The sequence below is a fragment of the Pseudomonas sp. LFS044 genome (genome assembly GCF_047978245.1).
GTDB lineage: Bacteria > Pseudomonadota > Gammaproteobacteria > Pseudomonadales > Pseudomonadaceae > Aquipseudomonas.
This window is the reverse complement of sequence record NZ_JBFPFX010000003.1, coordinates 152,401-175,437: the sequence shown is the minus strand read 5'-3', so window position 1 is coordinate 175,437 and position 23,037 is coordinate 152,401. Positions and strand designations below refer to the sequence as shown.

Annotated in this window: 24 protein-coding genes, 1 tRNA gene and 1 pseudogene; 12 read left to right on the top strand and 14 right to left on the bottom strand. The window is 60.6% G+C overall.

From position 1 onward, the window contains the following. Positions 1-7 precede the first annotated feature (7 nt). The 5 genes and pseudogenes from ycaC to ACNQPL_RS03605 all read left to right on the top strand — a co-directional run bounded on the left by ycaC (position 8) and on the right by ACNQPL_RS03605 (position 2,779). Positions 8-628, top strand: a complete 621-nt coding sequence (ycaC, locus tag ACNQPL_RS03625) for an isochorismate family cysteine hydrolase YcaC (protein ID WP_346614881.1) — start codon at positions 8-10, stop codon at positions 626-628. A gap of 52 nt (positions 629-680) precedes the next feature. After that, on the top strand, positions 681-1,499 hold the full coding sequence (gene ppk2, locus ACNQPL_RS03620; RefSeq protein ID WP_346614882.1) for a polyphosphate kinase 2: 819 nt from the start codon (positions 681-683) through the stop codon (positions 1,497-1,499). 338 nt (positions 1,500-1,837) lie between these two features. Beyond that, entirely contained in the window at positions 1,838-2,107 is a 270-nt protein-coding gene (locus ACNQPL_RS03615) for a hypothetical protein (protein ID WP_387529054.1), read from the top strand. Positions 2,108-2,183: 76 nt separating this feature from the next. Continuing rightward, positions 2,184-2,315, top strand: a pseudogene (locus ACNQPL_RS03610) (polyphosphate kinase 2); the annotation flags it as partial. 338 nt (positions 2,316-2,653) lie between these two features. Continuing rightward, positions 2,654-2,779, top strand: coding sequence for a hypothetical protein (locus ACNQPL_RS03605; protein ID WP_416465944.1), 126 nt, complete (start codon positions 2,654-2,656; stop codon positions 2,777-2,779). A gap of 262 nt (positions 2,780-3,041) precedes the next feature. Here ACNQPL_RS03605 and ychF read toward each other — a convergent pair whose 3' ends face one another. The 8 genes from ychF to ACNQPL_RS03565 form a co-directional block, all read right to left on the bottom strand. Then, a complete protein-coding gene (gene ychF, locus ACNQPL_RS03600) occupies positions 3,042-4,142 on the bottom strand; it encodes a redox-regulated ATPase YchF (protein WP_346614885.1) in 1,101 nt (366 codons plus the stop codon). A gap of 22 nt (positions 4,143-4,164) precedes the next feature. Then, positions 4,165-4,749 carry an aminoacyl-tRNA hydrolase gene (pth, locus tag ACNQPL_RS03595; RefSeq protein WP_008099045.1) on the bottom strand — a complete coding sequence of 195 codons (585 nt, stop codon included), beginning with the start codon at positions 4,747-4,749 and terminating at the stop codon, positions 4,165-4,167. 76 nt (positions 4,750-4,825) lie between these two features. After that, the gene (locus ACNQPL_RS03590; protein WP_346614886.1) at positions 4,826-5,422 is read right to left on the bottom strand and encodes a 50S ribosomal protein L25/general stress protein Ctc; all 597 of its coding nucleotides are present in this window, start codon (positions 5,420-5,422) and stop codon (positions 4,826-4,828) included. A gap of 118 nt (positions 5,423-5,540) precedes the next feature. Then, positions 5,541-6,482: a ribose-phosphate pyrophosphokinase gene (locus tag ACNQPL_RS03585; protein WP_003247410.1), complete on the bottom strand. Its 942-nt coding sequence runs from the start codon at positions 6,480-6,482 to the stop codon at positions 5,541-5,543. 48 nt (positions 6,483-6,530) lie between these two features. Beyond that, a tRNA-Gln gene (locus ACNQPL_RS03580) sits at positions 6,531-6,605 on the bottom strand. A gap of 19 nt (positions 6,606-6,624) precedes the next feature. Beyond that, positions 6,625-7,485, bottom strand: a complete 861-nt coding sequence (gene ispE / locus ACNQPL_RS03575; RefSeq protein WP_416465941.1) for a 4-(cytidine 5'-diphospho)-2-C-methyl-D-erythritol kinase — start codon at positions 7,483-7,485, stop codon at positions 6,625-6,627. A gap of 3 nt (positions 7,486-7,488) precedes the next feature. Continuing rightward, complete coding sequence (lolB, locus tag ACNQPL_RS03570; RefSeq protein WP_416465939.1) at positions 7,489-8,106, bottom strand: lipoprotein insertase outer membrane protein LolB; 618 nt, start codon at positions 8,104-8,106, stop codon at positions 7,489-7,491. 4 nt (positions 8,107-8,110) lie between these two features. Then, entirely contained in the window at positions 8,111-9,832 is a 1,722-nt protein-coding gene (locus tag ACNQPL_RS03565) for a tetratricopeptide repeat protein (protein ID WP_346614889.1), read from the bottom strand. A 458-nt stretch (positions 9,833-10,290) separates the two neighbouring features. Here ACNQPL_RS03565 and ACNQPL_RS03560 point away from each other — a divergent pair, with 458 nt between their 5' ends. Beyond that, positions 10,291-10,632, top strand: a complete 342-nt coding sequence (locus ACNQPL_RS03560) for a hypothetical protein (protein WP_416465937.1) — start codon at positions 10,291-10,293, stop codon at positions 10,630-10,632. Positions 10,633-11,615: 983 nt separating this feature from the next. Here the strand turns inward: ACNQPL_RS03560 and ACNQPL_RS03555 are convergent. Continuing rightward, positions 11,616-12,593: a hypothetical protein gene (locus ACNQPL_RS03555; protein WP_416465935.1), complete on the bottom strand. Its 978-nt coding sequence runs from the start codon at positions 12,591-12,593 to the stop codon at positions 11,616-11,618. A gap of 10 nt (positions 12,594-12,603) precedes the next feature. After that, the gene (locus ACNQPL_RS03550; protein ID WP_416465933.1) at positions 12,604-13,092 is read right to left on the bottom strand and encodes an Hcp family type VI secretion system effector; all 489 of its coding nucleotides are present in this window, start codon (positions 13,090-13,092) and stop codon (positions 12,604-12,606) included. 459 nt (positions 13,093-13,551) lie between these two features. Between ACNQPL_RS03550 and hemA the strand changes: the two genes are divergently transcribed. The 6 genes from hemA (at position 13,552) to ACNQPL_RS03520 (ending at position 18,899) form a co-directional block, all read left to right on the top strand. After that, complete coding sequence (hemA, locus tag ACNQPL_RS03545) at positions 13,552-14,829, top strand: glutamyl-tRNA reductase (RefSeq protein ID WP_012316263.1); 1,278 nt, start codon at positions 13,552-13,554, stop codon at positions 14,827-14,829. Next, positions 14,826-15,908 (top strand): peptide chain release factor 1, encoded by a 1,083-nt coding sequence (gene prfA, locus ACNQPL_RS03540; RefSeq protein WP_416465931.1) that lies wholly within the window; start codon positions 14,826-14,828, stop codon positions 15,906-15,908. Before hemA ends, prfA begins: the two co-directional genes overlap by 4 nt. Beyond that, positions 15,908-16,738, top strand: a complete 831-nt coding sequence (gene prmC / locus ACNQPL_RS03535) for a peptide chain release factor N(5)-glutamine methyltransferase (protein ID WP_416465929.1) — start codon at positions 15,908-15,910, stop codon at positions 16,736-16,738. The genes prfA and prmC overlap by 1 nt, the downstream gene beginning before the upstream one ends. Continuing rightward, positions 16,732-17,487 (top strand): molybdopterin-synthase adenylyltransferase MoeB, encoded by a 756-nt coding sequence (locus ACNQPL_RS03530; protein ID WP_416465927.1) that lies wholly within the window; start codon positions 16,732-16,734, stop codon positions 17,485-17,487. Before prmC ends, ACNQPL_RS03530 begins: the two co-directional genes overlap by 7 nt. Further along, entirely contained in the window at positions 17,480-18,277 is a 798-nt protein-coding gene (murI, locus tag ACNQPL_RS03525; protein ID WP_346614895.1) for a glutamate racemase, read from the top strand. The genes ACNQPL_RS03530 and murI overlap by 8 nt, the downstream gene beginning before the upstream one ends. Positions 18,278-18,380: 103 nt before the next feature. Then, positions 18,381-18,899 (top strand): acyloxyacyl hydrolase, encoded by a 519-nt coding sequence (locus ACNQPL_RS03520; RefSeq protein WP_416465925.1) that lies wholly within the window; start codon positions 18,381-18,383, stop codon positions 18,897-18,899. A gap of 63 nt (positions 18,900-18,962) precedes the next feature. Here ACNQPL_RS03520 and ACNQPL_RS03515 read toward each other — a convergent pair whose 3' ends face one another. Genes ACNQPL_RS03515 through ACNQPL_RS03500 form a run of 4 tightly spaced genes read right to left on the bottom strand, consistent with a single transcriptional unit; the run spans position 18,963 to position 22,948 of the window. Further along, positions 18,963-19,661 carry an SDR family oxidoreductase gene (locus tag ACNQPL_RS03515; RefSeq protein ID WP_416465923.1) on the bottom strand — a complete coding sequence of 233 codons (699 nt, stop codon included), beginning with the start codon at positions 19,659-19,661 and terminating at the stop codon, positions 18,963-18,965. Then, positions 19,658-21,100 carry a deoxyribodipyrimidine photo-lyase gene (gene phrB / locus ACNQPL_RS03510; protein WP_416465921.1) on the bottom strand — a complete coding sequence of 481 codons (1,443 nt, stop codon included), beginning with the start codon at positions 21,098-21,100 and terminating at the stop codon, positions 19,658-19,660. Before phrB ends, ACNQPL_RS03515 begins: the two co-directional genes overlap by 4 nt. Continuing rightward, positions 21,091-21,990 carry a MerR family transcriptional regulator gene (locus ACNQPL_RS03505; RefSeq protein WP_416465919.1) on the bottom strand — a complete coding sequence of 300 codons (900 nt, stop codon included), beginning with the start codon at positions 21,988-21,990 and terminating at the stop codon, positions 21,091-21,093. The genes phrB and ACNQPL_RS03505 overlap by 10 nt, the downstream gene beginning before the upstream one ends. Beyond that, positions 21,980-22,948, bottom strand: a complete 969-nt coding sequence (locus ACNQPL_RS03500; protein ID WP_387529094.1) for a YbgA family protein — start codon at positions 22,946-22,948, stop codon at positions 21,980-21,982. The genes ACNQPL_RS03505 and ACNQPL_RS03500 overlap by 11 nt, the downstream gene beginning before the upstream one ends. Positions 22,949-23,037: the final 89 nt, after the last annotated feature.

The following is a 23,037-nucleotide window of genomic DNA, read 5'->3' as shown; positions in this document are numbered from 1 at the left end:
ATTTGTCATGGCCTTCCAATATAAACGTCTGGACAAGAACAACGCCGCAGTGCTGCTGGTCGATCACCAGGCTGGCTTGCTGTCACTGGTCCGCGATATCGACCCCGACCGCTTCAAGAACAACGTGCTGGCCCTCGCCGATCTGGCCAAGTACTTCAAGCTGCCGACTATCCTCACCACCAGCTTCGAAACCGGCCCCAATGGCCCGCTGGTGCCAGAACTCAAAGCGCTGTTCCCCGACGCCCCGTACATCGCCCGCCCTGGCAACATCAACGCCTGGGACAACGAAGATTTCGTCAAGGCGGTGAAGGCCACCGGCAAGAAGCAGCTGTTGATCGCCGGCGTTGTCACTGAAGTCTGCGTGGCCTTCCCGGCGTTGTCGGCGCTGGAGGAGGGCTTCGAGGTGTTCGTGGTCAGCGATGCATCCGGTACGTTCAACGAGCTGACTCGCGATTCCGCCTGGCGGCGCATGGAGGCAGCGGGGGCGCAACTGATGACCTGGTTCGGCGTGGCCTGTGAGCTGCACCGCGACTGGCGCAATGATGTCGAAGGGCTGGGGACCTTGTTCTCCAACCATATTCCGGACTACCGCAACCTGATGACCAGTTACGACAAGCTGGCGAAGTGAACCGTCAGGTTTGAACCATACTGACTGTTCAGCCGCCTTCAGGAACCTGCCAATGGCCAAGTCCTCCCGCAAGAAAGACCTGCAAGCACCCACCGAGAAACTGGGCGGCAAGGCCTACGAGAAGCAACTGAAAAGCCTGCATGTCGAACTGGTGAAGCTGCAGGAATGGGTCGTGGCCAAGGGCCTGAAGGTGTGCATCGTGTTCGAGGGGCGTGATGGTGCTGGCAAGGGTGGCACCATCAAAGCCATTACCGAGCGGGTGAGCCCCCGGGTATTCCGCGTGGTGGCGCTGCCAGCGCCGACCGAGCGGGAAAAAACCCAGATGTACGCCCAACGTTACCTCAACCACCTGCCGGCAGCTGGTGAGGTGGTGATCTTCGACCGCAGCTGGTACAACCGCGCCGGTGTCGAGCGGGTGATGGGTTTTTGCACCGAAGAGCAGGCCAGCAAATTCCTCACCGTGGTGCCGTTGCTGGAAAAACTGATGGTCGAGTCGGGGATCATCCTCATCAAGTACTGGCTGGAAGTCAGCGCCGACGAACAGACCCGCCGCCTGCAGGACCGCATCAGTGACGGCCGCAAACTGTGGAAGCTCTCGCCCATGGACCTGAAGTCCTATACCCGCTGGGACGAATACACCCGCGCACGTGACGAGATGTTCACCGCTTCGGATTCGTCCTGGGCACCGTGGTTCCTGGCCCACTCCAACGACAAGCGCCGCGCGCGGCTGAACATCATCAGCCACTTGCTGACACGGGTGCCTTACAAGGACATCACCCGTGACCAGGTGGTGAAGCTGCCCAAGCGCGGCAAGATCGGCAAGTACAAGGCGGTGGCGTATCCCTTCAAAGTGGTGGAAGAACGCTTCTGACCCTCGTTTTGGCGCTTCAGGCGTAGGATCTTTCCTAACCTGAAACCAAATGCTTCAGTTCAAGTTAGCTTGGGAATTATCCTACGCGCGCCGCTGCCGTTTCGCTGTTGTCGATGATGAGCATCAGGGCTAATTTCCCCGGGTCGTCATGGTTTGACGATCGGGTGTGAGAGCCCGGTGATACATCGTGCCAGTGCTATGGCAGCCGTTCGTGGGCAGGCGTTTGCCTGGCCGGAATTCCGATGTTCGCCGGTCTCTCACCCCACGTCCGGCTGCCACCCTGCTTCTGTGAGAGGAAGTTGAGTGGGGGCTTCGTGTACTGAACTCGGAGAAGCATCATGAAAAAGCTCGTACCTGATCCGCCCACCGCAAAAACCACCTCCCGCTCGTTCTACACCATCAACAACGACATGCCCTCAGCCGAGGCATTGCTCTACGTGATTCAGCTACTGCGCGGCATCGAAGACACCCTGGACGAATACATCTGCGGCAATGTCGGCGAGCCGGGTATCGGCATGCTGGTCAATTCTGTACACAACGTGCAGATGGGGCGGGCGTTGACCGAATTGGTGCTGACCCGGGAGGCTGGAGATATCAGCTGGCACTGAGGCAGGTGTTGCTCGGCGCATTTGAGCCGTTAGCCGGGCCGCAAGGTTAGCGACTACCCATGTGGGAGCGGGGTTCAGCCACTTGCTGACACGGGTGCCTTACAAGGACATCACCCGTGACTAGGTGGTGAAGCTGCCCAAGCGCGGCAAGATCGGCAAGTACAAGGCGGTGGCGTATCCCTTCAAAGTGGTGGAAGAACGCTTCTGATCCTCGTTTTGGCGCTTCAGGCGTAGGATCTTTCCTAACCTGAAACCAAATGCTTCAGTTCAAGTTAGCTTGGGAATTATCCTACGCGCGCCGCTGCCGTTTCGCTGTTGTCGATGATGAGCATCAGGGCTAATTTCCCCGGGTCGTCATGGTTTGACGATCGGGTGTGAGAGCCTGCTTACAACCAAGAGCAGTACCGTCATGGTAGCTGTGCGTGGGCAGGCCTTTGCCTGGCCGGTTTTCGCTCTTGTTTGGCCGGTCTCTCACCCCACGTACAGCTGCCACCTAATCCTGTGAGAGGGAACGGGGCAGCTTCTGCCATCAAACGAGAGAAAGTCATGAAGAAGATTGTTCCTGATCCGCCCAGCAAACTCACCACACGCTCGTTCTACACCATCAACAACGACATGCCCTCAGCCGAGGCATTGCTCTACGTGATTCAGCTACTGCGGAATTGGTGCTGACCCGGGAGGCTGGAGATATCAGCTGGCACTGAGGCAGGTGTTGCTCGGTGGCCATACTCCGCGGTGGATTGTTCGCGGATAAATCCGCTCCTACACAGCTCAAGTCATCACGGGCGTGAGTCATTCCTTTCCCTGGGCTGAAACGGCGGCGCCCCATTCGCGGGTAAACCCGCTCCTACAGGTTTAGCGCCAGCCTGAAGAGCGGCGCAGTACCTGTGGGGCCGGGTCTACCCGCGAACGGGGCGCCGCGGATTTACTGCCGTTATACGTTGAATCGGAAGTGCATCACATCGCCGTCTTTGACGATGTAGTCCTTGCCTTCCAGGCGCCATTTACCGGCTTCCTTGGCACCGCCTTCACCCTTGAACTGGATGAAGTCGTCATAAGCCACCACTTCAGCGCGGATGAAACCTTTTTCGAAGTCGGTGTGGATCACGCCAGCGGCCTGCGGGGCGGTGGCGCCGACACGCACGGTCCATGCACGGACTTCCTGCACGCCGGCAGTGAAGTAGGTCTGCAGGTTGAGCAGCTCGTAGCCAGCGCGGATAACGCGGTTCAGGCCAGGCTCTTCCAGGCCCAGGGCCTCGAGGAACATGTCTTTCTCTTCACCGTCGTCGAGTTCGGCGATTTCGGCTTCGATCTTGTTGCACACCGGTACCACGACCGCGCCTTCTTCTGCGGCGATGGCGCGGACCACGTCCAGGTGCGGGTTGTTGTCGAAACCGTCTTCAGCCACGTTGGCGATGTACATCACCGGCTTGCTGGTCAGCAGGTGGAAGCCACGGATGACGGTTTTTTCGTCGTCAGCCATGTTCTTCATCAGGCTGCGCGCAGGCTTGCCTTCGGTGAAGTGCGGAATCAGCTTTTCCAGAATGGCCTTTTGCGCCAGGGCTTCCTTGTCGCCGCCCTTGGCATTGCGGGTGACCTTCTGCAGTTGCTTCTCGCAGCTATCGAGGTCGGCGAAGATCAGTTCGAGGTCGATGATCTCGATGTCGCGCTTGGGGTCGACGCTGTTGGAAACGTGGATCACGTTCTCGTCTTCGAAGCAGCGCACCACGTGGGCGATGGCGTCGGTCTCGCGGATGTTGGCGAGGAATTTGTTGCCCAGGCCTTCACCTTTCGAGGCACCGGCCACCAGGCCCGCGATGTCGACGAACTCCATGGTGGTCGGCAGGATGCGGTTAGGCTTGACGATCTCTGCCAGCGCAGCCAGGCGCGCGTCGGGCATCGGCACGATGCCGCTGTTCGGCTCGATGGTGCAGAAGGGGAAGTTCTCCGCCGCGATGCCAGACTTGGTCAGGGCGTTGAACAGGGTGGACTTGCCGACGTTGGGCAGGCCGACGATGCCGCAATTGAAACCCATGGGTATTCCCCTTTCTAAAGTGTCAGGCCTTCTGGCTGTGCAGCTCGCGCATCGCCTTGGCGAAGTCGCCGGCAAGCACGTCCGGCAGCACGCCGAGGGCAAAATCGATGCTGGCGTCGAGCTTCTCCTGCTCGGCGCGCGGCGCGCGGCCCAGGACGAAGTTGGAGACCAGCTTGGCGTCACCCGGGTGGCCGATGCCAAGCCGCAGGCGGTGGAAGTCGTTCTGGTTGCCGAGCTGCGCGATGATGTCGCGCAGGCCGTTGTGCCCACCATGGCCACCGCCGCGCTTGAGCTTGGCGACGCCCGGAGGCAGGTCGAGTTCGTCATGCGCCACCAGGATTGCTTCCGGCTTGATGCGGAAGAAATTGGCCAAGGCCGCCACGGACTGGCCGCTACGGTTCATGTAGGTGGTGGGGATGAGCAGACGAACGTCGTTGCCCTGATGGCTGAATTTTGCCGTCAGGCCGAAATACTTGCGGTCAGCGGTCAAGGAGACGCGCTGGGCGCTGGCAATGCGTTCAACGAAAAGAGCCCCTGCGTTATGCCGGGTCTGTTCGTATTCGGGGCCGGGGTTACCCAAGCCGACGATCAACTGGATGGCGGTCACGTAGGGGCTCTTCCTTGGAGTTGGTGGGTTACGGTGCGCGGCACTGTAACCCGATCAACACCGGCGCGCGAGTGGATTACTCAGCGGCGCCTTCTTCAGCTTCTGGAGCAACGCGTGGCGCGTGAACGTTGGCAACAGCTTTGTCATCACCGTGGGCCAGAGCTACGAACTCTACGCCTTTCGGAGCTTTCAGGTCCGACAGGTGGATGATGGTGCCGATTTCAGCGTTGGCCAGGTCAACTTCGATGAACTCAGGCAGGTCTTTGGCTTCGCAGGAAACTTCGATCTGCGATTCAACGTGCGAGATCTCGCCGCCTTTCTTGGTCGGTGCTTCTTCGTTGATGAAGTGCACTGGAACAACAGCGGTCAGCTTCTGGCCAGCAACGACGCGGATGAAGTCAGCGTGCATGATGAACTGCTTGGCAGGGTGACGCTGCATGGCCTTGACGATGACGTTTTGCTTGACGCCGTCAACGTTCAGCTCGATCACGTGGCTGAAGGCAGCCTCGTCTTCGAACAGCTTGGTGATTTCCTTGGCCAGGATGGTCAGGGACTCGGCGTCCTTGTTACCACCGTAAACAACGGCTGGGATGTGAGCGGAGTGACGCAGGCGGCGGCTCGCACCTTTCCCCAGGTCAGTACGCGCTTGGGCGTTCAGAGTGAAATCAGTCATTTTGTTTCTCCAAAATAGCCCCCCGAGGGCGTTTGCGACCAGCGCCAACGGGGATGGCAAAAAAGCCCCGCCCCAACAAATGCTGGGGCGGGGCGCTTCATATCAATACACGTTCCGCTTAGCGGAACATCGCACTGATCGATTCTTCATTGCTGATGCGGCGGACCGCTTCAGCTACAACCGGTGCGATATCCAGCTGGCGGATACGGTCACAGGCTTGAGCAGCGGCGGACAGCGGAACGGTGTTGGTCACCACCAGCTCGTCCAGTACCGACTTCTCGATGTTCTCGATCGCACGGCCCGACAGGACAGGGTGCGTGCAGTAGGCATAAACCTTGGCCGCGCCGTGTTCTTTCAGAGCCTTGGCCGCATGGCACAGGGTGCCGGCGGTATCGACCATGTCGTCTACCAGGATGCAAGTGCGCCCTTCGACGTCGCCGATGATGTGCATGACTTCGGAGTGGTTGGCCTTTTCACGGCGTTTGTCGATGATACCCAGGTCGACACCCAGGGACTTGGCGACGGCACGTGCGCGCACGACACCACCGATGTCCGGGGAGACGATCATCAGGTTCTCGAAACGCTGGTCTTCGATATCGTCGACGAGTACGGGCGAACCGTAGATGTTGTCGACAGGAATATCGAAGAAACCCTGGATCTGGTCAGCGTGCAGGTCGACGGTGAGAACACGGTCGATACCCACGACAGTGAGCATGTCAGCGACAACTTTGGCGCTGATGGCTACACGTGCCGAACGCGGACGGCGGTCCTGGCGGGCGTATCCGAAGTAAGGAATCACGGCGGTGATTCGGGATGCTGAGGAGCGGCGGAAGGCGTCGGCCATCACTACCAGTTCCATCAGGTTATCGTTGGTCGGGGCACAAGTCGGCTGAATAATGAAAACGTCTTTACCGCGAACATTTTCATTGATCTCAGTGCTGATCTCGCCGTCGGAGAACTTACCGACAGAGACGTCACCGAGAGGGATATGCAGCTGACGTACGACACGCCGAGCCAGATCGGGGTTAGCGTTCCCCGTAAAGACCATCATCTTGGACACGCGCAGTACCTGGAGGCTGAGGGTATACCTGGATGAGTATAAGGAAAATGGCAGGGGCGGCTGGATTCGAACCAACGCATGGCAGGATCAAAACCTGCTGCCTTACCGCTTGGCGACGCCCCTGTATCTGTTGCTGCGAGCGCTAGGCACTCGGCTTCTTGACCAGACTTTGCAGCTTGCGATGCAACATCGAAACATTGCTTCCTTTCGCCACAAACCCTGTTTGGGTCGCTGAAAGAAGGGCCAGAACTTTATCAGCTTCGGCTTTGCTTGGGAAGGCCCCAAACACACAACTTCCAGTTCCTGTTAGTCGAGCTTCGGTGAATTTACCCAGAGAATTCAATGCGTTTCGAACTTCTGGATACCGCTGCTCAACCACCCCTTGGCAGTCATTTCGACTGTTTCCCTCGGGAACGGGGCGCATCTTAAGGGGGAGAGAATCACGTGTCAACTGCGGATGTGAAAAAATTTCTGCTGTACTGACAGGCACTTGCGGCACCAGCACGACATACCACGGCTCGATCGGGTCGACCGGGGTCAGTTGTTCGCCGACACCCTGGGCAAACGCCGCGTGGCCACGGACGAAGACCGGTACGTCGGCGCCCAGGGCAAGCCCCAGATCGGCCAGGCGATCTTCGTCCCAGTCCAGTTGCCACAAATGTGCCAGCGCCAGCAGGGTGGTCGCCGCATTCGAACTGCCGCCGCCGATGCCGCCGCCCATGGGCAGCACCTTGCTCAGCCAGATGTCGGCACCCAGGCGGCTGCCCGACTGTTCCTGAAGCTTGCGCGCGGCACGCACGATCAGGTTGCTGTCGTGGGGGACCGACTCGATTTCGCTGTGCAGGTGGATCACGCCGTCTTCACGCACGGCGAATGTCAGCTCGTCACCGTGGTCGAGGAATTGGAACACGGTCTCCAGTTCGTGGTAGCCATCCGGGCGGCGCCCGATGATGTGCAGCCACAGGTTGAGCTTGGCCGGGGCGGGCAGGGTGAGCGTAGGCATCGATCAATGCCCCAGCTGGCGCGGCTGCCAGTCCTTGACCACCAAGGTCACATCGATGTCTTTGCCGTGCAGCTTCAGGCGTTCGGGCAACCAGTAGCCATTCTGCTCGGTGTAGCTCAGGTATTGCACCTGCCAGCCATCCTGGTCGAGGCTGGCCAGGCGGCTGTCGCCGTCCAGGGTCAGCTTGCTCTTGGTGTCTGGAGCGGGCAGCCCGCGTACCCACCAGACCAGGTGCGAAACCGGCAATTGCCAGCCCAGTTGTTCTTCCAGCAAGGCTTCGGGGCTGGTGGCTTCGTAGCGGCCCTGGTTGGCCACCTCCAGCACCACGCCGCCGGGGCGACCGGTCAGGCGCGCGGCGCCACGGCCCAGCGGGCCGGCCAGGCGAATGTCGTAGTAATCCTGGCGTTGCAGCCAGAACAGCGTGCCGCTGCCGGAATCGCGCGGGGCGCGGATACCGACCTTGCCGTTGATCTGCCAGCCATCGAGGCTGCTCAGTTGCTCTTTATGGGCGCGCCACTGCTGCGGGTCGCCGTGGCCCTGCAGGGCTTCGCGGCTACCAAAACCAGCACAGCCGGCCAGCAGGGCAATCAGGGTGAAGGTGATGCAATGGCGCAAAAACATGGCGTTAAAGGGTCTCGGATCCGGTCAGGCGCAAGACGGTCTTGCGCAGGATAGGGCTGTCGGGCTGGGCCTCGAAGGCCTTGGCCCAGACCTGGCGGGCTTCACGGCGCTTGCCGTTGGCCCACAGGACTTCGCCCAGGTGGGCGGCCACTTCGTGGTCGGGGAAGCGCTGCAAGGCTTGGCGCAGGTAGCCTTCGGCTTCGTCGAGGTTGCCCAGGCGGTAGGCGACCCAGCCCATGCTGTCGAGCACCGCTGGGTCATCCGGGGTCAGCTGGTGGGCTTTGTCGATCAGCGCCTTGGCTTCGGTATAGCGCGTGGTGCGGTCGGCCAGGGTGTAACCCAGGGCGTTCAGGGCCATGGCGTTTTCCGGCTCGCGGGCGATGATGGCGCGCAGGTCTTTTTCCATCTGCGGCAGGTCGTCGCGTTTTTCGGCGAGCATGGCGCGGGTGTAAAGCAGGTTGAGGTCGTCCGGGTAGCGCTGGATGGCCTGTTGCAGCACCTGGTTGGCCTGGGCGTCCTTGTTGTTGTTGCTGTAGCTTTCCGATTCGATCAGGTACAGCTGGATGGCGATGTCCGGCTGTGCTTCGCGGGCTTCTGCGAGCATGCGCGAAGCCTCGGTACCCCGGCCGTTGGCGATGAGAATATCGGCCTGGCGCAATTGCGCCGGCAGGTAATCGGGGCCCGGGCCGACCAGTGCGTATTCACGCAGGGCGCCGGCCGGGTCATGGCGTTCTTCGGCGATCCGCCCCAGGTTGAGGTGAGCAGCATCGACATTGCTGTCGCGCTCGATCATTTCGCGCAGGTAGCTCTCGGCCTCGTCCCAGTCCTTGTTTTCCAGGCATACCAGCGCCAGGGAGTAACGCAGCTCGTCGTCTTCCGGGTAATCCTGCACCAGGCTGATGAACTCGCCCTTGGCGTCGGCGATACGGTCCTGTTCGACCAGGGTACGCGCGTAGGTCAGGCGCAGGCGCTTGTCTTCGGGGTTGTCGCGGATGGCCCCGCGCAGCAGCGGCAGGGCTTCCGGGCCACGGTCCAGGGCCTGAAGCAGGCGCGCGCGCAGCAGGATCGGGGCTATTTCGCCATTTTGCGCCGGGTTTTCTTCAAGTAGTTCCAGGGCTTCTTCGGCCTTGCCGTCCTGGTTCAGCAGCAGCGCCTTGCCGAACACCAGCTGGCTGTTGTCGGGGTACTTGACCAGCAGCCGGTCGAAGCTCTGCAGCAGCCCGTCCCGGGTGCTCTGGTCGGTTTCGGCAGCAGAGAGGGCGAGGAAGTCGAAGTGCGTGTCGCCCTGGCCCTGCAGCACCTTCTCCATATAGGTCATGGAGTCGTCATAGCGACCGGCGCGTGCCAGTTGGATGGCGGCGGCGCGCTGGGCGTCGAGGTTCTGCGGGTCGTTTTTGGCCCAGATGAGCGCGCTGTCCAGCGCCGGCTCGTCGGCGCCGAGGTACTCGGCGATGCGGAAGGCACGCTCGGACACGGCAGGGTCCTGGGTCTTCTCGGCCTGGTGGGCGTAGTTGGCCAGGGCAATGTCGAAGCGGTTGCGCTGGCCGGCCAGCTCGGCCACCAACAAGCTATAGAGCGTGTCCTGTTTGAACGACCCATACACCACGGGCTTTTCGGCCTCACCTTTGCCGGCGTCGGCAACGGGAGGCTCGGCCGTCTGCGGGGCCAGGCTCTGGCAGCCCTGGAGCAGGGCGAAGGCAAGCAGCAGTGCGAAGGGTCTGTTCATATAAGGAGGCTTAAAAGGACTTACCGGCGGTCGGAGCATGATGACACAAGCGCGGGGGCAAACCCACAGGCGAAGGTCGCGGTTTACAGCGTGGGTGTTGCTAGGTGGGACAGTGGGATGAAGTAGAGGTTCGCAAGGGTGTGCAGCAGTAGGGATCCGCATTTTGGGCGTTCGATCCCGTTGGAGGGTGGAGGCGTGAGGGCCCCGATTGGCCTCCCCCTGGCATCCAGCACCTGTTCACCAGAATGTCAGGGAGCATTTGAAGCGGGCGATTGAAAAAAATCGCTGCGTCGGCGTGGAGGATGGTTCAGTTCGAGTGGAATGGCCTGATAGCCCCCTTTGGTGGTTGAGTTAGTTTACTGACTCACCTACCGAAGCCTAACGGAACACGCCTTGATGAATCATCTTTTCGACTTCATCAGGCGTTTCCCGAAATACTCGAACTCAAGGAGATCGCCATGACAGTTATTTCGAAATCGCTTGAAGATTTACTGACCAGGATTTATGCCGACGACAAGGTTTCCATGAAAGAATTCCTGACCCTGCAGGCGGATGCAGACAACCGCTGGGAAAGGGTGATTGCTGAGCTAGGGCCGAATACGACGCTACTGGCATTCCAGAAGGCGATGGATGTTGCAATGCACATGCTGCACCTGAGTGTCGAACATATCAAAAGGCAAGAGCTCACCGATCTTGGCGAAGCAGTAGTGAAAGATGCGGTAACTGCCCAGGTTGAATATGTAAGAGCAGGTTGCGCGCTGAGCCTGAGGGCGTTGAAGGTTGGCCCCAACTCCATTTGATCTGATAGCTATGCCTGTCTAGCAGGGGCCGGCGAGGCGCGTGAGTGCTCCGCGCTCACGTCTCGCTCGAGCCGGGCCGTTTTGCCGAGGTTGGCATGCACCTGGGCAGGGCGCCCGCGGGAAGGGCATGCCCCGGCGATAGTCCAATACCGGGCTGATTGATGACAATAGCGAACGTGCTTTAGCTAATCCTCGCCATATGAATAGTTGAGGAATTGCCAGTACTAGTGAGATGGAGCCTGTACGGATAATTTTTTCTAGTAGTCCTGCGTGTTGATAAATGTTTTTGTTGTCAGCAATATATTTGCAGTTGGCTAAGATGACTCAAAAGAATCGGTGTGCTTATGGGCAATATAGCATTGCGCGATCAGGACGATTGACATGAGGGTGATGATGAGGAAGCCTATTATTCCCGGCTCCATCATGCTCATCTCCGGCGTTCTCGGTACAGAATCTCGCCGAATTCTTTACCCTTCTCTTCGCCGTAGTCACCGGCATATTTTCCTCCTATGGCTCCGCCGACCACTGCGCAAAAAACTCCGCCCGAACCTCCAGTGGCAATTCCCAAACCCACGCACACACCGGGGCCGGCTTGGCAGATCTCGAGATTCAAATGAGATATCGGCACGCGTGAGTTAACAGTAATGCTAGAAATAAGGCGAGGTTGAAGATGACGAGTCTGCAGAGTCGTTTTTTCATTCGTTCGGGTAGCCGATCAACCTCGTCAAAATTTATCAGGCCTCTGCGTGCATACGCCTCTGGGAAAACTAACATCAGAGACAGCGCTCCAAATCGAATGATTTTGCCGGTCAGGCCGAATTCAGAATATAGCTTTCTATTGTCGTTGATGATTTTGCAGCTGGGTAGCAGGGACTCTATATATTCGGTATCACGATGTGATAAATAAAATGTTAGAGGTAGTGAGATAAAAATCGCTGTAAAAATAATGCCATAGGCTGCGCCTAAAGCAAGTTGGGTTGTGGTCACTTTGTCACTCGCTCATACAAAATTTCGCCCAAATATTCTCCTCCTTCACTTCCGAGTTTCCCGCCTACGATTCCTCCCAAGGCTCCGCCCCCTACCCCACACGCGATCGCTCCAGGCCCGCCTGATGCTATTCCTAAGACCACGCTACAGGCTGCCATTCCAATGAGATTTCCACCGATTGCGCCAACTAGGCCTCCTCCCACGCTACCTGCAAGTGCACCACTCTCAACGATGGTAGCTCTTTTGCATTCTTCATCTCTCCCTTCTGCGCATGCTTTTTTGATTGATAAGCTTGTGCTTGCGACCTCCAACGCAATGCCGATATAGGCGCCTTTCTTGATCAGGTTCGCTGCCTTGCCAACCCCTGCGACCTTATCGGCATACCCTGCAATTTCCCCTGCATGCAAATAGCTTTTCGTGGAGATGCCAAGCGTTCTTTTGATCGACCCGTTGTTTCGCAAACTGGCACCAAACGCTGCCATTTTGCTCAACTGCTCATCCAGCTTAGCGAACAACGCCGCACGCCTGGCATAGAACTGATCGCGAGCTTTGAGTGTCCCGGAGCTCATGTGCTCCTGATACAGCTTTTCAATTTCCAGTAATGTGTCTTGAATAGCCTTCAAGTGCTTGCTCCAGCCATCGCTGACCACGCCTGCGCCCATGGATGCATGGGCGAGCAGGCTTTTCAATAATTCGAAATTCTCGAGAAAAAACTCGTCAGCCCCTTGCCCGCTACGCATCAAGCCAATATGCGTAACCGCAGCCTTCGACATCAAAAACGCCTCGTGGCTGGTACAGGTGGGTGTAGACCAGTCCCCCATGATCACCAACTCACCACTTTTGACCACGGTGTTGTAGATGTGCGCGTTGAGCACATCAAACTTGTTCACAGCGTGGCCGCTCAGGATAAGGCCGGCCTTCAGGGTATGGTAGTTCTGCATCCTGGGATTGATGAACGCGCGGGCTTCGGACATGGCGGTTTCCTCACGCGTATTTCTTGTTGCTGATCCGGTCCCATCCGCCAGCGATGTTGCCGCCGCCGGTGCCGTCCGTACGTTTCTGCTGGGTGTAGGTGGTCTTGATTCTGCCGTAGTCGAGCTGCACCACTTCTATTGGAATGCCATCGTCTGCGCTCTGCGTATAGTCGGCGATGATCACCTCTTCAAGGATGATTTCGTAATATTTGAGTTTGTCGCCGCCGGCTCGGCACAGCGCCAGCCTGACTTCTTTCAGATGCTGGCCTGCACAACTGGCCTCCATCAGTTTGCAACTGGCACTGTCGAGAAACTTTTTGAAGGTGAAATGGCTGACGGCAGTGCGGCCTGATGTGGCGCCGCCGGCGGAGCTTGCGGAGGCTGAAGTGCTTTGGCTCACACCGAAGTCATAACCGTTTACTTCGATCCATTTGTTGTACTTTTCATCCAGTGCTTCGCCTGGGATGTCGTCGATTTTCAAATAGGCATCAAATGCCATGCTTACCTCTCCTTGGCAGTCATTGAGTGTTAAGTTTTTATACGCAGGCGGGAGCTTGGCCCGGTCAGTGAGGGGCAAGGCTAGGCGTCGAATTGAGAGGGGGCAATACCTAAGGCTGTGTTTCAGAAACGGACTACAGACTCGTGGAATAAATTGCTTTGAATGTATCGAAAGTTGTCATTGCGCTCCTTATTTTGTAGGAAATATTCCTTAGGCCGACACAGATTTTGTGGGAGCCGGCTTGCCGGCGATCACCGGCAAAGCCGGTGCCATCATCGCGCTGTAGCATCGCCGGCAAGCCGGCCCCCCCAGGGTGCCCCGGTGTGCTTGCCGGCTGTGTTCCCCGTGCGAAAGCAGGCCGAGCGAGCAGGTGCTATCAGCTCAATAGCGAACGGTGGTTGTCCTGAAACCTGCGAAAGAGGACAATTATCGGCTTCCCGTCACAACCAGCGACCTTGCATGGCCTTTCTTGCACTTGGTATCAACCATAAGACTGCCTCGGTAGACGTACGCGAGCGCGTGGCGTTTACCCCAGAGCAGCTGGTGGACGCCCTGCAGCAGCTCTGCCGACTGACCGCCAGCCGCGAAGCGGCGATCCTGTCGACCTGCAACCGTAGCGAGCTCTATATAGAGCAGGACCAACTGTCCGCCGAGGCGGTTCTGCAGTGGCTGGCCGACTATCACCGCCTGAGCCTGGATGAACTGCGCGCCAGTGCCTACATCCACGAAGAGCACGACGCCGTCCGGCACATGATGCGGGTGGCCTCGGGCCTGGACTCGCTGGTGCTGGGCGAGCCGCAGATCCTCGGCCAGATGAAGTCGGCCTATGCCGTGGCGCGTGAAGCCGGCACCGTCGGCCCGTTGCTCGGGCGGCTGTTCCAGGCCACCTTCAGTGCGGCCAAGCAGGTGCGCACCGACACCGCGATTGGCGAGAACCCGGTGTCGGTGGCGTTTGCCGCGGTCAGCCTGGCGCGGCAGATCTTCAGCGACCTTGGCCGCAGCCAGGCGCTGCTGATCGGTGCTGGCGAAACCATTACCCTGGTGGCCCGCCACCTGCATGAGCAAGGCGTGCGCCGTATCGTCGTGGCCAACCGCACGCTGGAGCGCGCCAGCCTGCTGGCCGAGCAGTTCGGTGCGCATGCCGTGTTGCTGGCCGACATCCCCCAGGAGCTGGCCCACAGCGACATCGTCATCAGCTCCACGGCCAGCCAATTGCCGATCCTAGGCAAGGGTGCTGTGGAAAGCGCGCTGAAGCAGCGCCGGCACAAGCCGATTTTCATGGTCGATATCGCCGTGCCGCGGGACATCGAGCCGGAGGTGGGTGAACTCGACGACGTTTATCTGTACACCGTCGATGACCTGCACGAAGTGGTCGCAGAAAACCTCAAGAGCCGCCAAGGTGCGGCTCAGGCGGCCGAGGAGCTGGTTTCGGTGGGCGCCGAGGACTTCATGGTGCGCCTGCGCGAACTGGCCGCGGTGGATGTGCTGCGCGCCTACCGCCAGCAAAGCGAGCGCCTGCGCGACGAAGAACTGCAAAAGGCCCAGCGTCTGCTGGCCAACGGCGGCAACCCCGAAGATGTGCTGGCCCAGTTGGCCCGGGGGCTGACCAACAAACTCCTGCACGCGCCCAGCGTGCAGTTGAAAAAGCTCTCGGCCGAGGGCCGCCTCGATGCGCTGGCCATGGCCCAGGAACTCTTTGCCCTCAACGAGGGCTCGACGGACAAATCCTTGCAATGAAAGCGTCGCTGCTGAACAAACTGGACACGCTCCAGGACCGCTTCGAGGAAATCACCGCGTTGCTCGGTGATGGCGAAGTCATTTCCGACCAGACCCGCTTCCGCGCCTATTCCCGCGAGTACGCCGAAGTGGAGCCGGTGATCGCCGCCTATAAAGAGTGGCGCAAGGTGCAGGATGACCTCGAAGGCGCGCAGGCGCTGCTCAAGGACTCCGACCCCGACATGCGCGAGATGGCTGTCGAAGAGGTGCGCGAAGCCAAGGAGCAGCTGGTCGGCCTGGAGTCGCAGCTGCAACGCATGCTGTTGCCCAAAGACCCCAACGACGGGCGCAACGTGTTCCTGGAAATCCGCGCAGGCACCGGCGGCGATGAGGCGGCGATCTTCTCGGGCGACCTGTTCCGCATGTATTCGCGTTACGCCGAACGGCGTGGCTGGCGCCTGGAGATTCTGTCCGAGAACGAAGGCGAGCACGGCGGCTACAAAGAGATCATCGCCCGCGTCGAAGGTGACAGTGTTTACGGCAAACTCAAGTTCGAGTCTGGCGCGCACCGTGTGCAGCGGGTGCCGGAGACCGAGTCGCAGGGCCGTATCCACACTTCGGCGTGCACCGTGGCGGTACTTCCCGAGCCCGACGAGCAGGTGGCGATCGAAATCAACCCTGCCGACCTGCGCGTGGACACCTACCGCTCCTCGGGTGCCGGCGGCCAGCACGTCAACAAGACCGACTCGGCGATCCGCATCACCCACTTGCCCACCGGCATCGTGGTGGAGTGCCAGGAAGAGCGTTCGCAGCACAAGAACCGCGCCCGCGCCATGTCCTGGCTGTCGGCCAAGCTCAACGACATGCAGACCAGCGCAGCGCAGAATGCCATCGCCAGTGAGCGTAAGCTGTTGGTGGGCTCCGGTGACCGTTCCGAGCGCATTCGCACCTATAACTACCCACAGGGGCGAGTGACCGATCACCGCATCAACCTGACCCTTTATTCGCTCGACGACATCCTCGCCGGTGGCGTGGACGCGGTGATCGAACCATTGCTGGCCGAATACCAGGCCGATCAACTGGCCGCCCTGGGGGACTGATGACCATCATTGCCAGCCTGCTGCGCAACGCGCAGTTGTCGGATTCGCCCACCGAACGCCTGGATGCCGAACTGCTGCTGGCCGCAGCCATTGGCAAGTCACGCAGCTACCTGCACACCTGGCCCGAGCGCATCGTCAGCAGCGAGGATGCCGAGGCCTACGCCGGCTACCTTCAGCGCCGTCGTGCCGGCGAGCCGGTTGCCTACATTCTTGGGCAACAGGGTTTCTGGAAAATCGACCTGGAAGTGGCGCCGCACACGTTGATCCCGCGGCCGGACACCGAGCTGTTGGTCGAGACAGCCCTTGAGTTGCAGCCTGCCGCGCCCGCCAAGGTGCTCGACCTGGGTACCGGCACGGGTGCCATCGCCCTGGCCCTGGCCAGCGATTGCCCGGCCTGGCAGGTCACGGCGGTAGACCGGGTGGACGAGGCCGTGGCCCTGGCCGAGCGCAACCGCCAGCGCCTGGGCCTGGGGAACGTCAAGGTGCTGGCCAGCCATTGGTTCAGCAGCCTGGCCGGTGAGCGTTTCGACCTGATCGTCAGCAACCCGCCGTATATCGCCGCACAAGACCCGCACCTGGTCGAAGGTGATGTGCGCTTCGAACCGAGCAGTGCGCTGGTGGCCGGTGCCGATGGCCTGGATGACCTGCGGCTGATCGTCAGCGAGGCGCCGCAGTATCTGCTGGCTGGTGGCTGGCTGTTGCTCGAACATGGCTATGATCAGGCTGATGCGGTGCGCACACTGCTGGTGGCGCAAGGCTTTATCGATGTCGCCAGCCGCAAGGACCTTGGCGGCCATGAACGTATTTCCCTGGGGCGCCTGCCATGCTGACCGATCAGGAACTGTTGCGTTACAGCCGGCAGATCCTGCTGGCGCAGGTGGACATCGACGGCCAGTTGCGGCTCAAGCACAGCAAGGCGCTGATCGTCGGCCTGGGTGGCCTGGGCTCGCCGGTGGCGCTTTACCTGGCTGCGGCCGGCGTGGGTGAGCTGCACCTGGCCGACTTCGACACCGTCGACCTGACCAACCTGCAACGCCAGGTCATCCATGACAGCAGTAGCGTTGGCATGAGCAAGGTGGACTCGGCGCTGCAGCGGCTTGAGGCAATCAACCCTGAAGTCACCCTGGTCGCCCATCGCCAGGCGCTGGATGAGGACTCCCTGGCCGCCGCTGTTGCCGCCGTTGACCTGGTGCTGGACTGCTCGGACAACTTCGGCACGCGTGAGGCGGTTAACGCCGCCTGTTTCGCGCATGACAAGCCACTGGTCAGCGGCGCAGCGATACGCCTGGAAGGGCAGCTGTCGGTGTTCGACCCTCGGCGTGACACCAGCCCTTGCTACCACTGCCTGTACGGCCATGGCAGCGAATCCGAACTGACCTGTAGCGAAGCTGGCGTGATTGGCCCGCTGGTGGGGCTGGTCGGCAGCCTGCAGGCGTTGGAGGCCTTGAAGCTGCTGGCAGGTTTTGGCGAGCCACTGGTGGGCCGCCTGCTGCTGATCGATGCCCTCGGCACGCGCCTGCGTGAGCTGCGGGTCAAGCGTGACCCGGCTTGCGCCGTCTGTGGCAAGCGCGATGGCTGAGCGCTCGGCGCCGGTCGGCGTGATGGACTCGGGGGTCGGCGGTTTGTCGGTGCTCGCCGAGATCCAGCGCTTGCTGCCCAACGAGTCGCTGCTCTATGTTGCCGATTGCGGCCACGTGCCGTATGGCGAAAAAAGCCCGGACTACATCCGCCAGCGTTGCCGGCGCATCGCCGAGTTTTTCCAGGCGCAAGGCGCCAAGGCAATGGTCCTGGCGTGCAACACGGCAACGGTGGCGGCGGTTGCCGACCTGCGCGAGTTGTACCCCGACTGGCCGCTGGTGGGCATGGAGCCTGCGGTAAAACCGGCTGCTGCAGCCACCCGCGTCGGTGTGGTCGGCGTGCTGGCCACCACCGGCACCTTGCAGAGCGCCAAGTTCGCCGCCTTGCTCGACCGCTTCGCCAACGATGTGCGCGTGGTGACCCAGCCTTGCCCAGGGCTGGTCGAGCTGATCGAGACCGGTGACCTTGGTAGCCCGCAATTGCGCCAGTTGCTGATCACTTACGTGCAACCCTTGCTGGCAGCCGGTTGCGACACGCTGATCCTGGGCTGCACCCATTACCCCTTCCTGCGCCCGTTGCTGGCCGAGATGGTGCCCAGCGACGTGGCGATCATCGATACCGGCGCTGCGGTAGCCCGGCAATTGCAGCGCTTGCTGGCCGCCCGCGACCTGCTTGCCGATGGGCCAGCGCGCGCCGCCGCGTTCTGGACCAGTGCCGATCCGCAATCGCTGAAAAACATCCTTCCTGTGCTGTGGAATAAGTCGGACGCCGTTCAACCCTTTCAGTTGTAAAAAAAATGTGAAAACAGCTGAACTAACGTCCCATTTCTGATTTCTATTTTTTGCCTGACCTAGGCGAACACTTACAACAGCATTGGAAAGAAGGATGTTTCTCATGAGCAAACTGCTCGGCTTAGCGGCGGCTGCCGCTCTTGTTTTGGGGCAAGTCGCGGCGGCGCAGGCTGCCGATGTGTCGTTATCCGTAGGGCAGACGGGTGATTCGACCATGGTCTATCGCTTGGGGCTGCAGTCGAACTGGGATACGAGCTGGTGGCAAAGCAGTGTCGGTCGCTTGACCGGCTACTGGGACGGCGCCTACACCTATTGGGACGGTGACGAGACGGCCAGCAACCACAGCCTGTCGTTCGCACCGGTATTCGTTTACGAGTTTGCCGGGGAATCGGTAAAGCCGTACATCGAGGCAGGCATCGGGGTCGCTGCGTTTTCACGCACCAAGCTTGAGAGCAATGACCTGGGGTCTTCTTTCCAGTTCGAGGACCGAATCGGTTTTGGCCTGCGCTTTGCCGGTGGGCATGAGATCGGTGTGCGGGCCATTCACTATTCCAATGCCGGGATCAAGCAACCCAACGATGGGGTTGAAAGTTACAGCCTGCATTACCGCATGGCGCTTTGATCCTTCCGTAGCCGCCTCTTCGCGGGTCAGCCCGCGAAGAGGCGGCTACTGCCGATACAGGATTCAGCGTGGCAACGGCCACAAACTGCTGACATCGAGCACTTCCAGCACCAGCTCCGGCTCGCGCAGCGGCAAGCGCTGCAGCAACTCCTCAGCGGCACTCTCAGGTGTCCAGGCATCCGGCACAGCTTGCACCGATGTAACCGGTGTCTTGAGCGACTGCGGCGCCACCACGGTCAGGTCGATACCCTTGTCCTTCAACGCCTGGCGCTCTTCGCGTAGCCACTGCGGCATGTTGTTCCAGCCCGCTGTCACTTGCGTCGGCGCATACAACTGCAGCGCCGAATAGCGGTTGAATATCGCCATTACCTGCGGTGCGTCGCCCTTGGCCAGCAACGGCTGGACCTTGGCTAGGCAATGCTCGCCGGCCAGCTGGTTGCTGCTGACGATTGCCTCGAACAGCTCGCTGTGCGGCACATTGTCGGCCAAGTACTCACTGGTACCTGCGTTGATGATCAGGGTGTCCAGTGAGCCCCAGGCATGACAAAGCTGCTGGCAGGCGCTTGCCGCCTGGTCTTCTTCATGCAGCTGCGAAGGCAGGCGCAACAGCTTGCTGCCATAACGCGCTGCCAATGCGCCGAGTTCATCGCCTTCCTTGGCACTTGCGGCAACACGGTGCCCTTGTTCGAGCAAACGCGTTACCAGGGCCAAACCCAGTCCATTGGAGGCGCCCGTAACCCAGAAAATACGCGATTGATTCAATTTGCTGCCCTCTGATCCGACCGGCGTGGCAGGCCTTTGAAGGCTTCGAGCGCACGCTTACGGCTACTGCTGAGATCGACTATAGGACTGTGATACGAATTATTAACCAAAAGGTCCGTAACCTTCATGGGCTGATGGATGTTTTTTTCATCTTCCCCGCTTAATTCGGGTAACCAGTGGCGGATGAACGCCCCCTGGGGGTCGAAGCGTTGCGACTGTGAAACCGGGTTGAAAATACGGAAATAGGGCACTGCGTCGGTGCCCGTGGAGGCGCTCCACTGCCAGCCGCCGTTGTTCGCGGCCAGATCACCGTCTATCAGGTGGCGCATGAAATGCCGTTCGCCCTTGCGCCAATCGATCAGCAGGTTCTTGCTGAGGAACATCGCAACGATCATGCGCAGGCGGTTATGCATCCAACCTGTGTGCAGCAGTTGGCGCATCGCCGCGTCGATGATCGGGAAGCCGGTGCGCCCCTGTTCCCAGGCCTCGAGGTCTGCTGGCGCATCGCGCCAGGGCAGGGCTTCGGTCTGGGCGCGGAAAGCGCGGTGGCGCGACACCTGTGGATAACCCGTCAGTATGTGTTTGTAGAATTCACGCCAGAGCAATTCGTTGATCCAGGTCTGGATGCCGCTGCTGCCACTGTCGAACTCGCCGCGGTTGCTGGCCAGGGCCGCGTGCAGGCATTGGCGCGGCGAAATTACCCCTGCTGCCAGGTAGGCCGACAGCTGGCTGGTGCCGGGTTTGGCCGGGAGGTCTCGCAGATGCTGGTAATCGTCGACCGTCTCGTCGAGAAAGCGTGAGAGCCGGGCCTGCGCCTCTTCTTCGCCGGCAGGCCAGTGCTGGCTGAGGGTGTGCGGTGGTGTGTCGAAGCCTTCGATGTGCTGGGGGATCGGGTCGCTGGCAATCTCCAGCGGCGCCTGGCGTTTTACCCGTGAGGCTTGCGATGGCGGGCTGCGGTGCAAATGTTCCAGGCAGACCTTCTTGAACTGGCTGAAGACCTGAAAGTAGTCGCCGCTGCGGGTCAGAATTGTGCCAGGGCGGAACAGCAGCTGGTCGAGGTAGCTGTGGGCCTGAATGCCGGAAGCTTCAAGCAACGTGCGGGTGGCCTGGTCACGGTTGTTTTCGTTGATGCCATATTCATCGTTCCAGTGCACCGCTTCGATGGCGTGCTGGCGGCATACCTTGAGCACCGCGGGCGCGGCCTCGTCCCAGGTGTCGATGGTGCGGATCAGCAGCGGAATATTCAGTTTTTCCAGCGACTGGCGCAGGTCGCGCAGGTTGCGCAGCCAGAAGTCGACCTTGCACGCGGCATCATCGTGGGCCTGCCACTGGCCTGGGCTGGCCAGCCATAAGGCCACGGTCGGGCCGCGCTCGCAGGCCGCGCTCAGGGCGCTGTTGTCGTCAATGCGCAGGTCGCTGCGCAGCCAGATCAGTTGCATGGGGCAATCATCTCTACAGGTGGGCGGTCATTGCCTTGCAGCGCACGCAATGCCGCCTGGGGGGTATCGAACAGGGCAAGGTCGGGAAGGCCGAAGGCTTGCAGTTGAGCTTGATGAAGGGAGACCGTGGCGCCGCCCAGCAGTTTTGGCCCGGGCACCCCTTGCAGCGTGCGCAGCAACGCCCGGCTATCGATGCGCGGGCCCAGGTGCAACAGCAGTGCGCGAGGTTGCAGCGCAGTGACGGCCCGTTGCAGTTCCACGCCGCTGACCGGTTGTTCGAGCACTTCGACGGGGATGCCGTTGTTGCTCAGCAGCCAGGCGCATAGCCACAGGCTGGGGTCGAAGGCGTGCTGACTGTCTTGTGCAAGCAGCACGGGCGGCCCTTGCAGCGATTGATTGTCGTGGTACACCCGCGCTCCCAGCTTGCTGCGCAGCCAGGTATGGAAGAACACCTGTTCCAGCCGGGCGTTGAAATAGTTACGCCAGCGTTGTGCCAGGCTGTCCATCAACGGCAGCAACAGCTGCTCGCAAAGCGTGATGGCCGGGTACAGCGCCATGGCCTGGTTGAGTTGCTGGTCGAGGGCGCGTTGAGACAGGTTGGCGATGGCCTCGATCAACTGTTGCTGACGGGTTTGCCAGTCACCGCGCGGGGCCACGCCGGCTGGCTTGTCGAGCAGCTCGCGCACCTGGCCAACTGATGCACCGCGCTCCAGCCAGGCGAGGATGGCCTCGACCCGCTCGACTTGATCGCTGCCGTACAGGCGGTGACCCTTGGCAGTACGTTGCGGCTTGAGCAGGCCGTAGCGTCGCTCCCATGCACGCAGGGTCACCGGGTTCACACCCGTGCGCCGCGCCAGTTCACCGATGGGCAGGGGCGTGTCAGACGGCATTGCGCAGCCCCAGGCTGTCGGGGTGAGGCTGAAGGTAGGCCTGCTGCTGCAGGTACGGGTCAGGGTATTTGCGCAGGTAGTGTTTGAGCAGGGTCAGCGGCACCACCAGCGGCACCACACCTTGCTGGTACTGGTCGATCAGGTGCTGCAGCTCGGCCTTGTCCTGATCCGTCAGTGCGCTTTTGAAATAGCCGCTGAGGTGCTGCAGCACGTTGCCATGGGTGCCACGGCTGGCGCAGCGGCGCAGGGCCTGCATCAGCTGGCTGAAATAGCGCGGGCCGATCTCCTGCGGGTCGTCCTCTCGGCGCATGGTGCCCAGCAGGCGGCCGAGCTGGCGATAGGCATGGGGGTTGTTGGCCATCAGCAAGTACTTGTAGCGCGAATGGAAGCGCACCAGTGCGCCGCGGCTCAAGCCTTCGGCAAGCAGGTGCTGCCAGTCTGCATAGGCGTAGACGCGGCTGATGAAGTTCTCGCGCAGTACCGGATCGTGCAGACGGCCTTCTTCTTCGACCGGCAGGTCGGGGCGACGTGCGCAGAAGGCTGCTGCGTAGGCACCTGTGCCGCCTTGAAGGGCGGGGTAGCCGTTTTCCTGATACACCTTGACCCGCTCCAGCCCGCAGGAGGGCGACTTCTGCATGAAGATGTAGCCACAGATGTCATCGAGTTCCATTGCCATTCGTTCGCCGTACAGGGCGAGCGGGCCGGTCACGTCCATGTCGGGGTCACGGGTGCCGACCACCGAAGGGTTTTGTGGGTCGCCTACCAGGCGGATAGGATCGCGCGGTATACCCAGGCCGATGGCCACTTCGGGGCAGACTGGCGACCAGTCGAAATGCGCTTCGAGCTGCGTACGGCACAAGTCGGATGCTTTGTGCCCACCGTTGTAGCGCACACTGTGGCCAGTCAGGCAGGCGCTGATGGCGATGCGAGGCTTGCTGTGGGCGGATGGGTCGTGCATGGCTGCCTCCGAAATACTTGTACATGAACGCATGCGTGTACAAGGTTATTCCAGCACAGCCACAAACTTATGCAAACTAGTATTTTTGT

Bases quoted from the DNA above. Each gene is read 5' to 3' on its own strand.
- ACNQPL_RS03590 (WP_346614886.1), bottom strand. From the start codon at position 5,422: ATGACTGATTTCACTCTGAACGCCCAAGCGCGTACTGACCTGGGGAAA.
- lolB (WP_416465939.1), bottom strand. From the start codon at position 8,106: ATGTTTTTGCGCCATTGCATCACCTTCACCCTGATTGCCCTGCTGGCC.
- ycaC (WP_346614881.1), top strand. From the start codon at position 8: ATGGCCTTCCAATATAAACGTCTGGACAAGAACAACGCCGCAGTGCTG.
- prfA (WP_416465931.1), top strand. From the start codon at position 14,826: ATGAAAGCGTCGCTGCTGAACAAACTGGACACGCTCCAGGACCGCTTC.
- ispE (WP_416465941.1), bottom strand. From the start codon at position 7,485: ATGCCTACGCTCACCCTGCCCGCCCCGGCCAAGCTCAACCTGTGGCTG.
- ACNQPL_RS03615 (WP_387529054.1), top strand. From the start codon at position 1,838: ATGAAAAAGCTCGTACCTGATCCGCCCACCGCAAAAACCACCTCCCGC.
- ACNQPL_RS03505 (WP_416465919.1), bottom strand. From the start codon at position 21,990: ATGCCGTCTGACACGCCCCTGCCCATCGGTGAACTGGCGCGGCGCACG.
- ACNQPL_RS03500 (WP_387529094.1), bottom strand. From the start codon at position 22,948: ATGCACGACCCATCCGCCCACAGCAAGCCTCGCATCGCCATCAGCGCC.
- ACNQPL_RS03530 (WP_416465927.1), top strand. From the start codon at position 16,732: ATGCTGACCGATCAGGAACTGTTGCGTTACAGCCGGCAGATCCTGCTG.
- ACNQPL_RS03550 (WP_416465933.1), bottom strand. From the start codon at position 13,092: ATGGCATTTGATGCCTATTTGAAAATCGACGACATCCCAGGCGAAGCA.
- hemA (WP_012316263.1), top strand. From the start codon at position 13,552: ATGGCCTTTCTTGCACTTGGTATCAACCATAAGACTGCCTCGGTAGAC.
- ACNQPL_RS03560 (WP_416465937.1), top strand. From the start codon at position 10,291: ATGACAGTTATTTCGAAATCGCTTGAAGATTTACTGACCAGGATTTAT.
- ACNQPL_RS03555 (WP_416465935.1), bottom strand. From the start codon at position 12,593: ATGTCCGAAGCCCGCGCGTTCATCAATCCCAGGATGCAGAACTACCAT.
- prmC (WP_416465929.1), top strand. From the start codon at position 15,908: ATGACCATCATTGCCAGCCTGCTGCGCAACGCGCAGTTGTCGGATTCG.
- murI (WP_346614895.1), top strand. From the start codon at position 17,480: ATGGCTGAGCGCTCGGCGCCGGTCGGCGTGATGGACTCGGGGGTCGGC.
- ACNQPL_RS03605 (WP_416465944.1), top strand. From the start codon at position 2,654: ATGAAGAAGATTGTTCCTGATCCGCCCAGCAAACTCACCACACGCTCG.
- ACNQPL_RS03565 (WP_346614889.1), bottom strand. From the start codon at position 9,832: ATGAACAGACCCTTCGCACTGCTGCTTGCCTTCGCCCTGCTCCAGGGC.
- ACNQPL_RS03520 (WP_416465925.1), top strand. From the start codon at position 18,381: ATGAGCAAACTGCTCGGCTTAGCGGCGGCTGCCGCTCTTGTTTTGGGG.
- ychF (WP_346614885.1), bottom strand. From the start codon at position 4,142: ATGGGTTTCAATTGCGGCATCGTCGGCCTGCCCAACGTCGGCAAGTCC.
- phrB (WP_416465921.1), bottom strand. From the start codon at position 21,100: ATGCAACTGATCTGGCTGCGCAGCGACCTGCGCATTGACGACAACAGC.
- ppk2 (WP_346614882.1), top strand. From the start codon at position 681: ATGGCCAAGTCCTCCCGCAAGAAAGACCTGCAAGCACCCACCGAGAAA.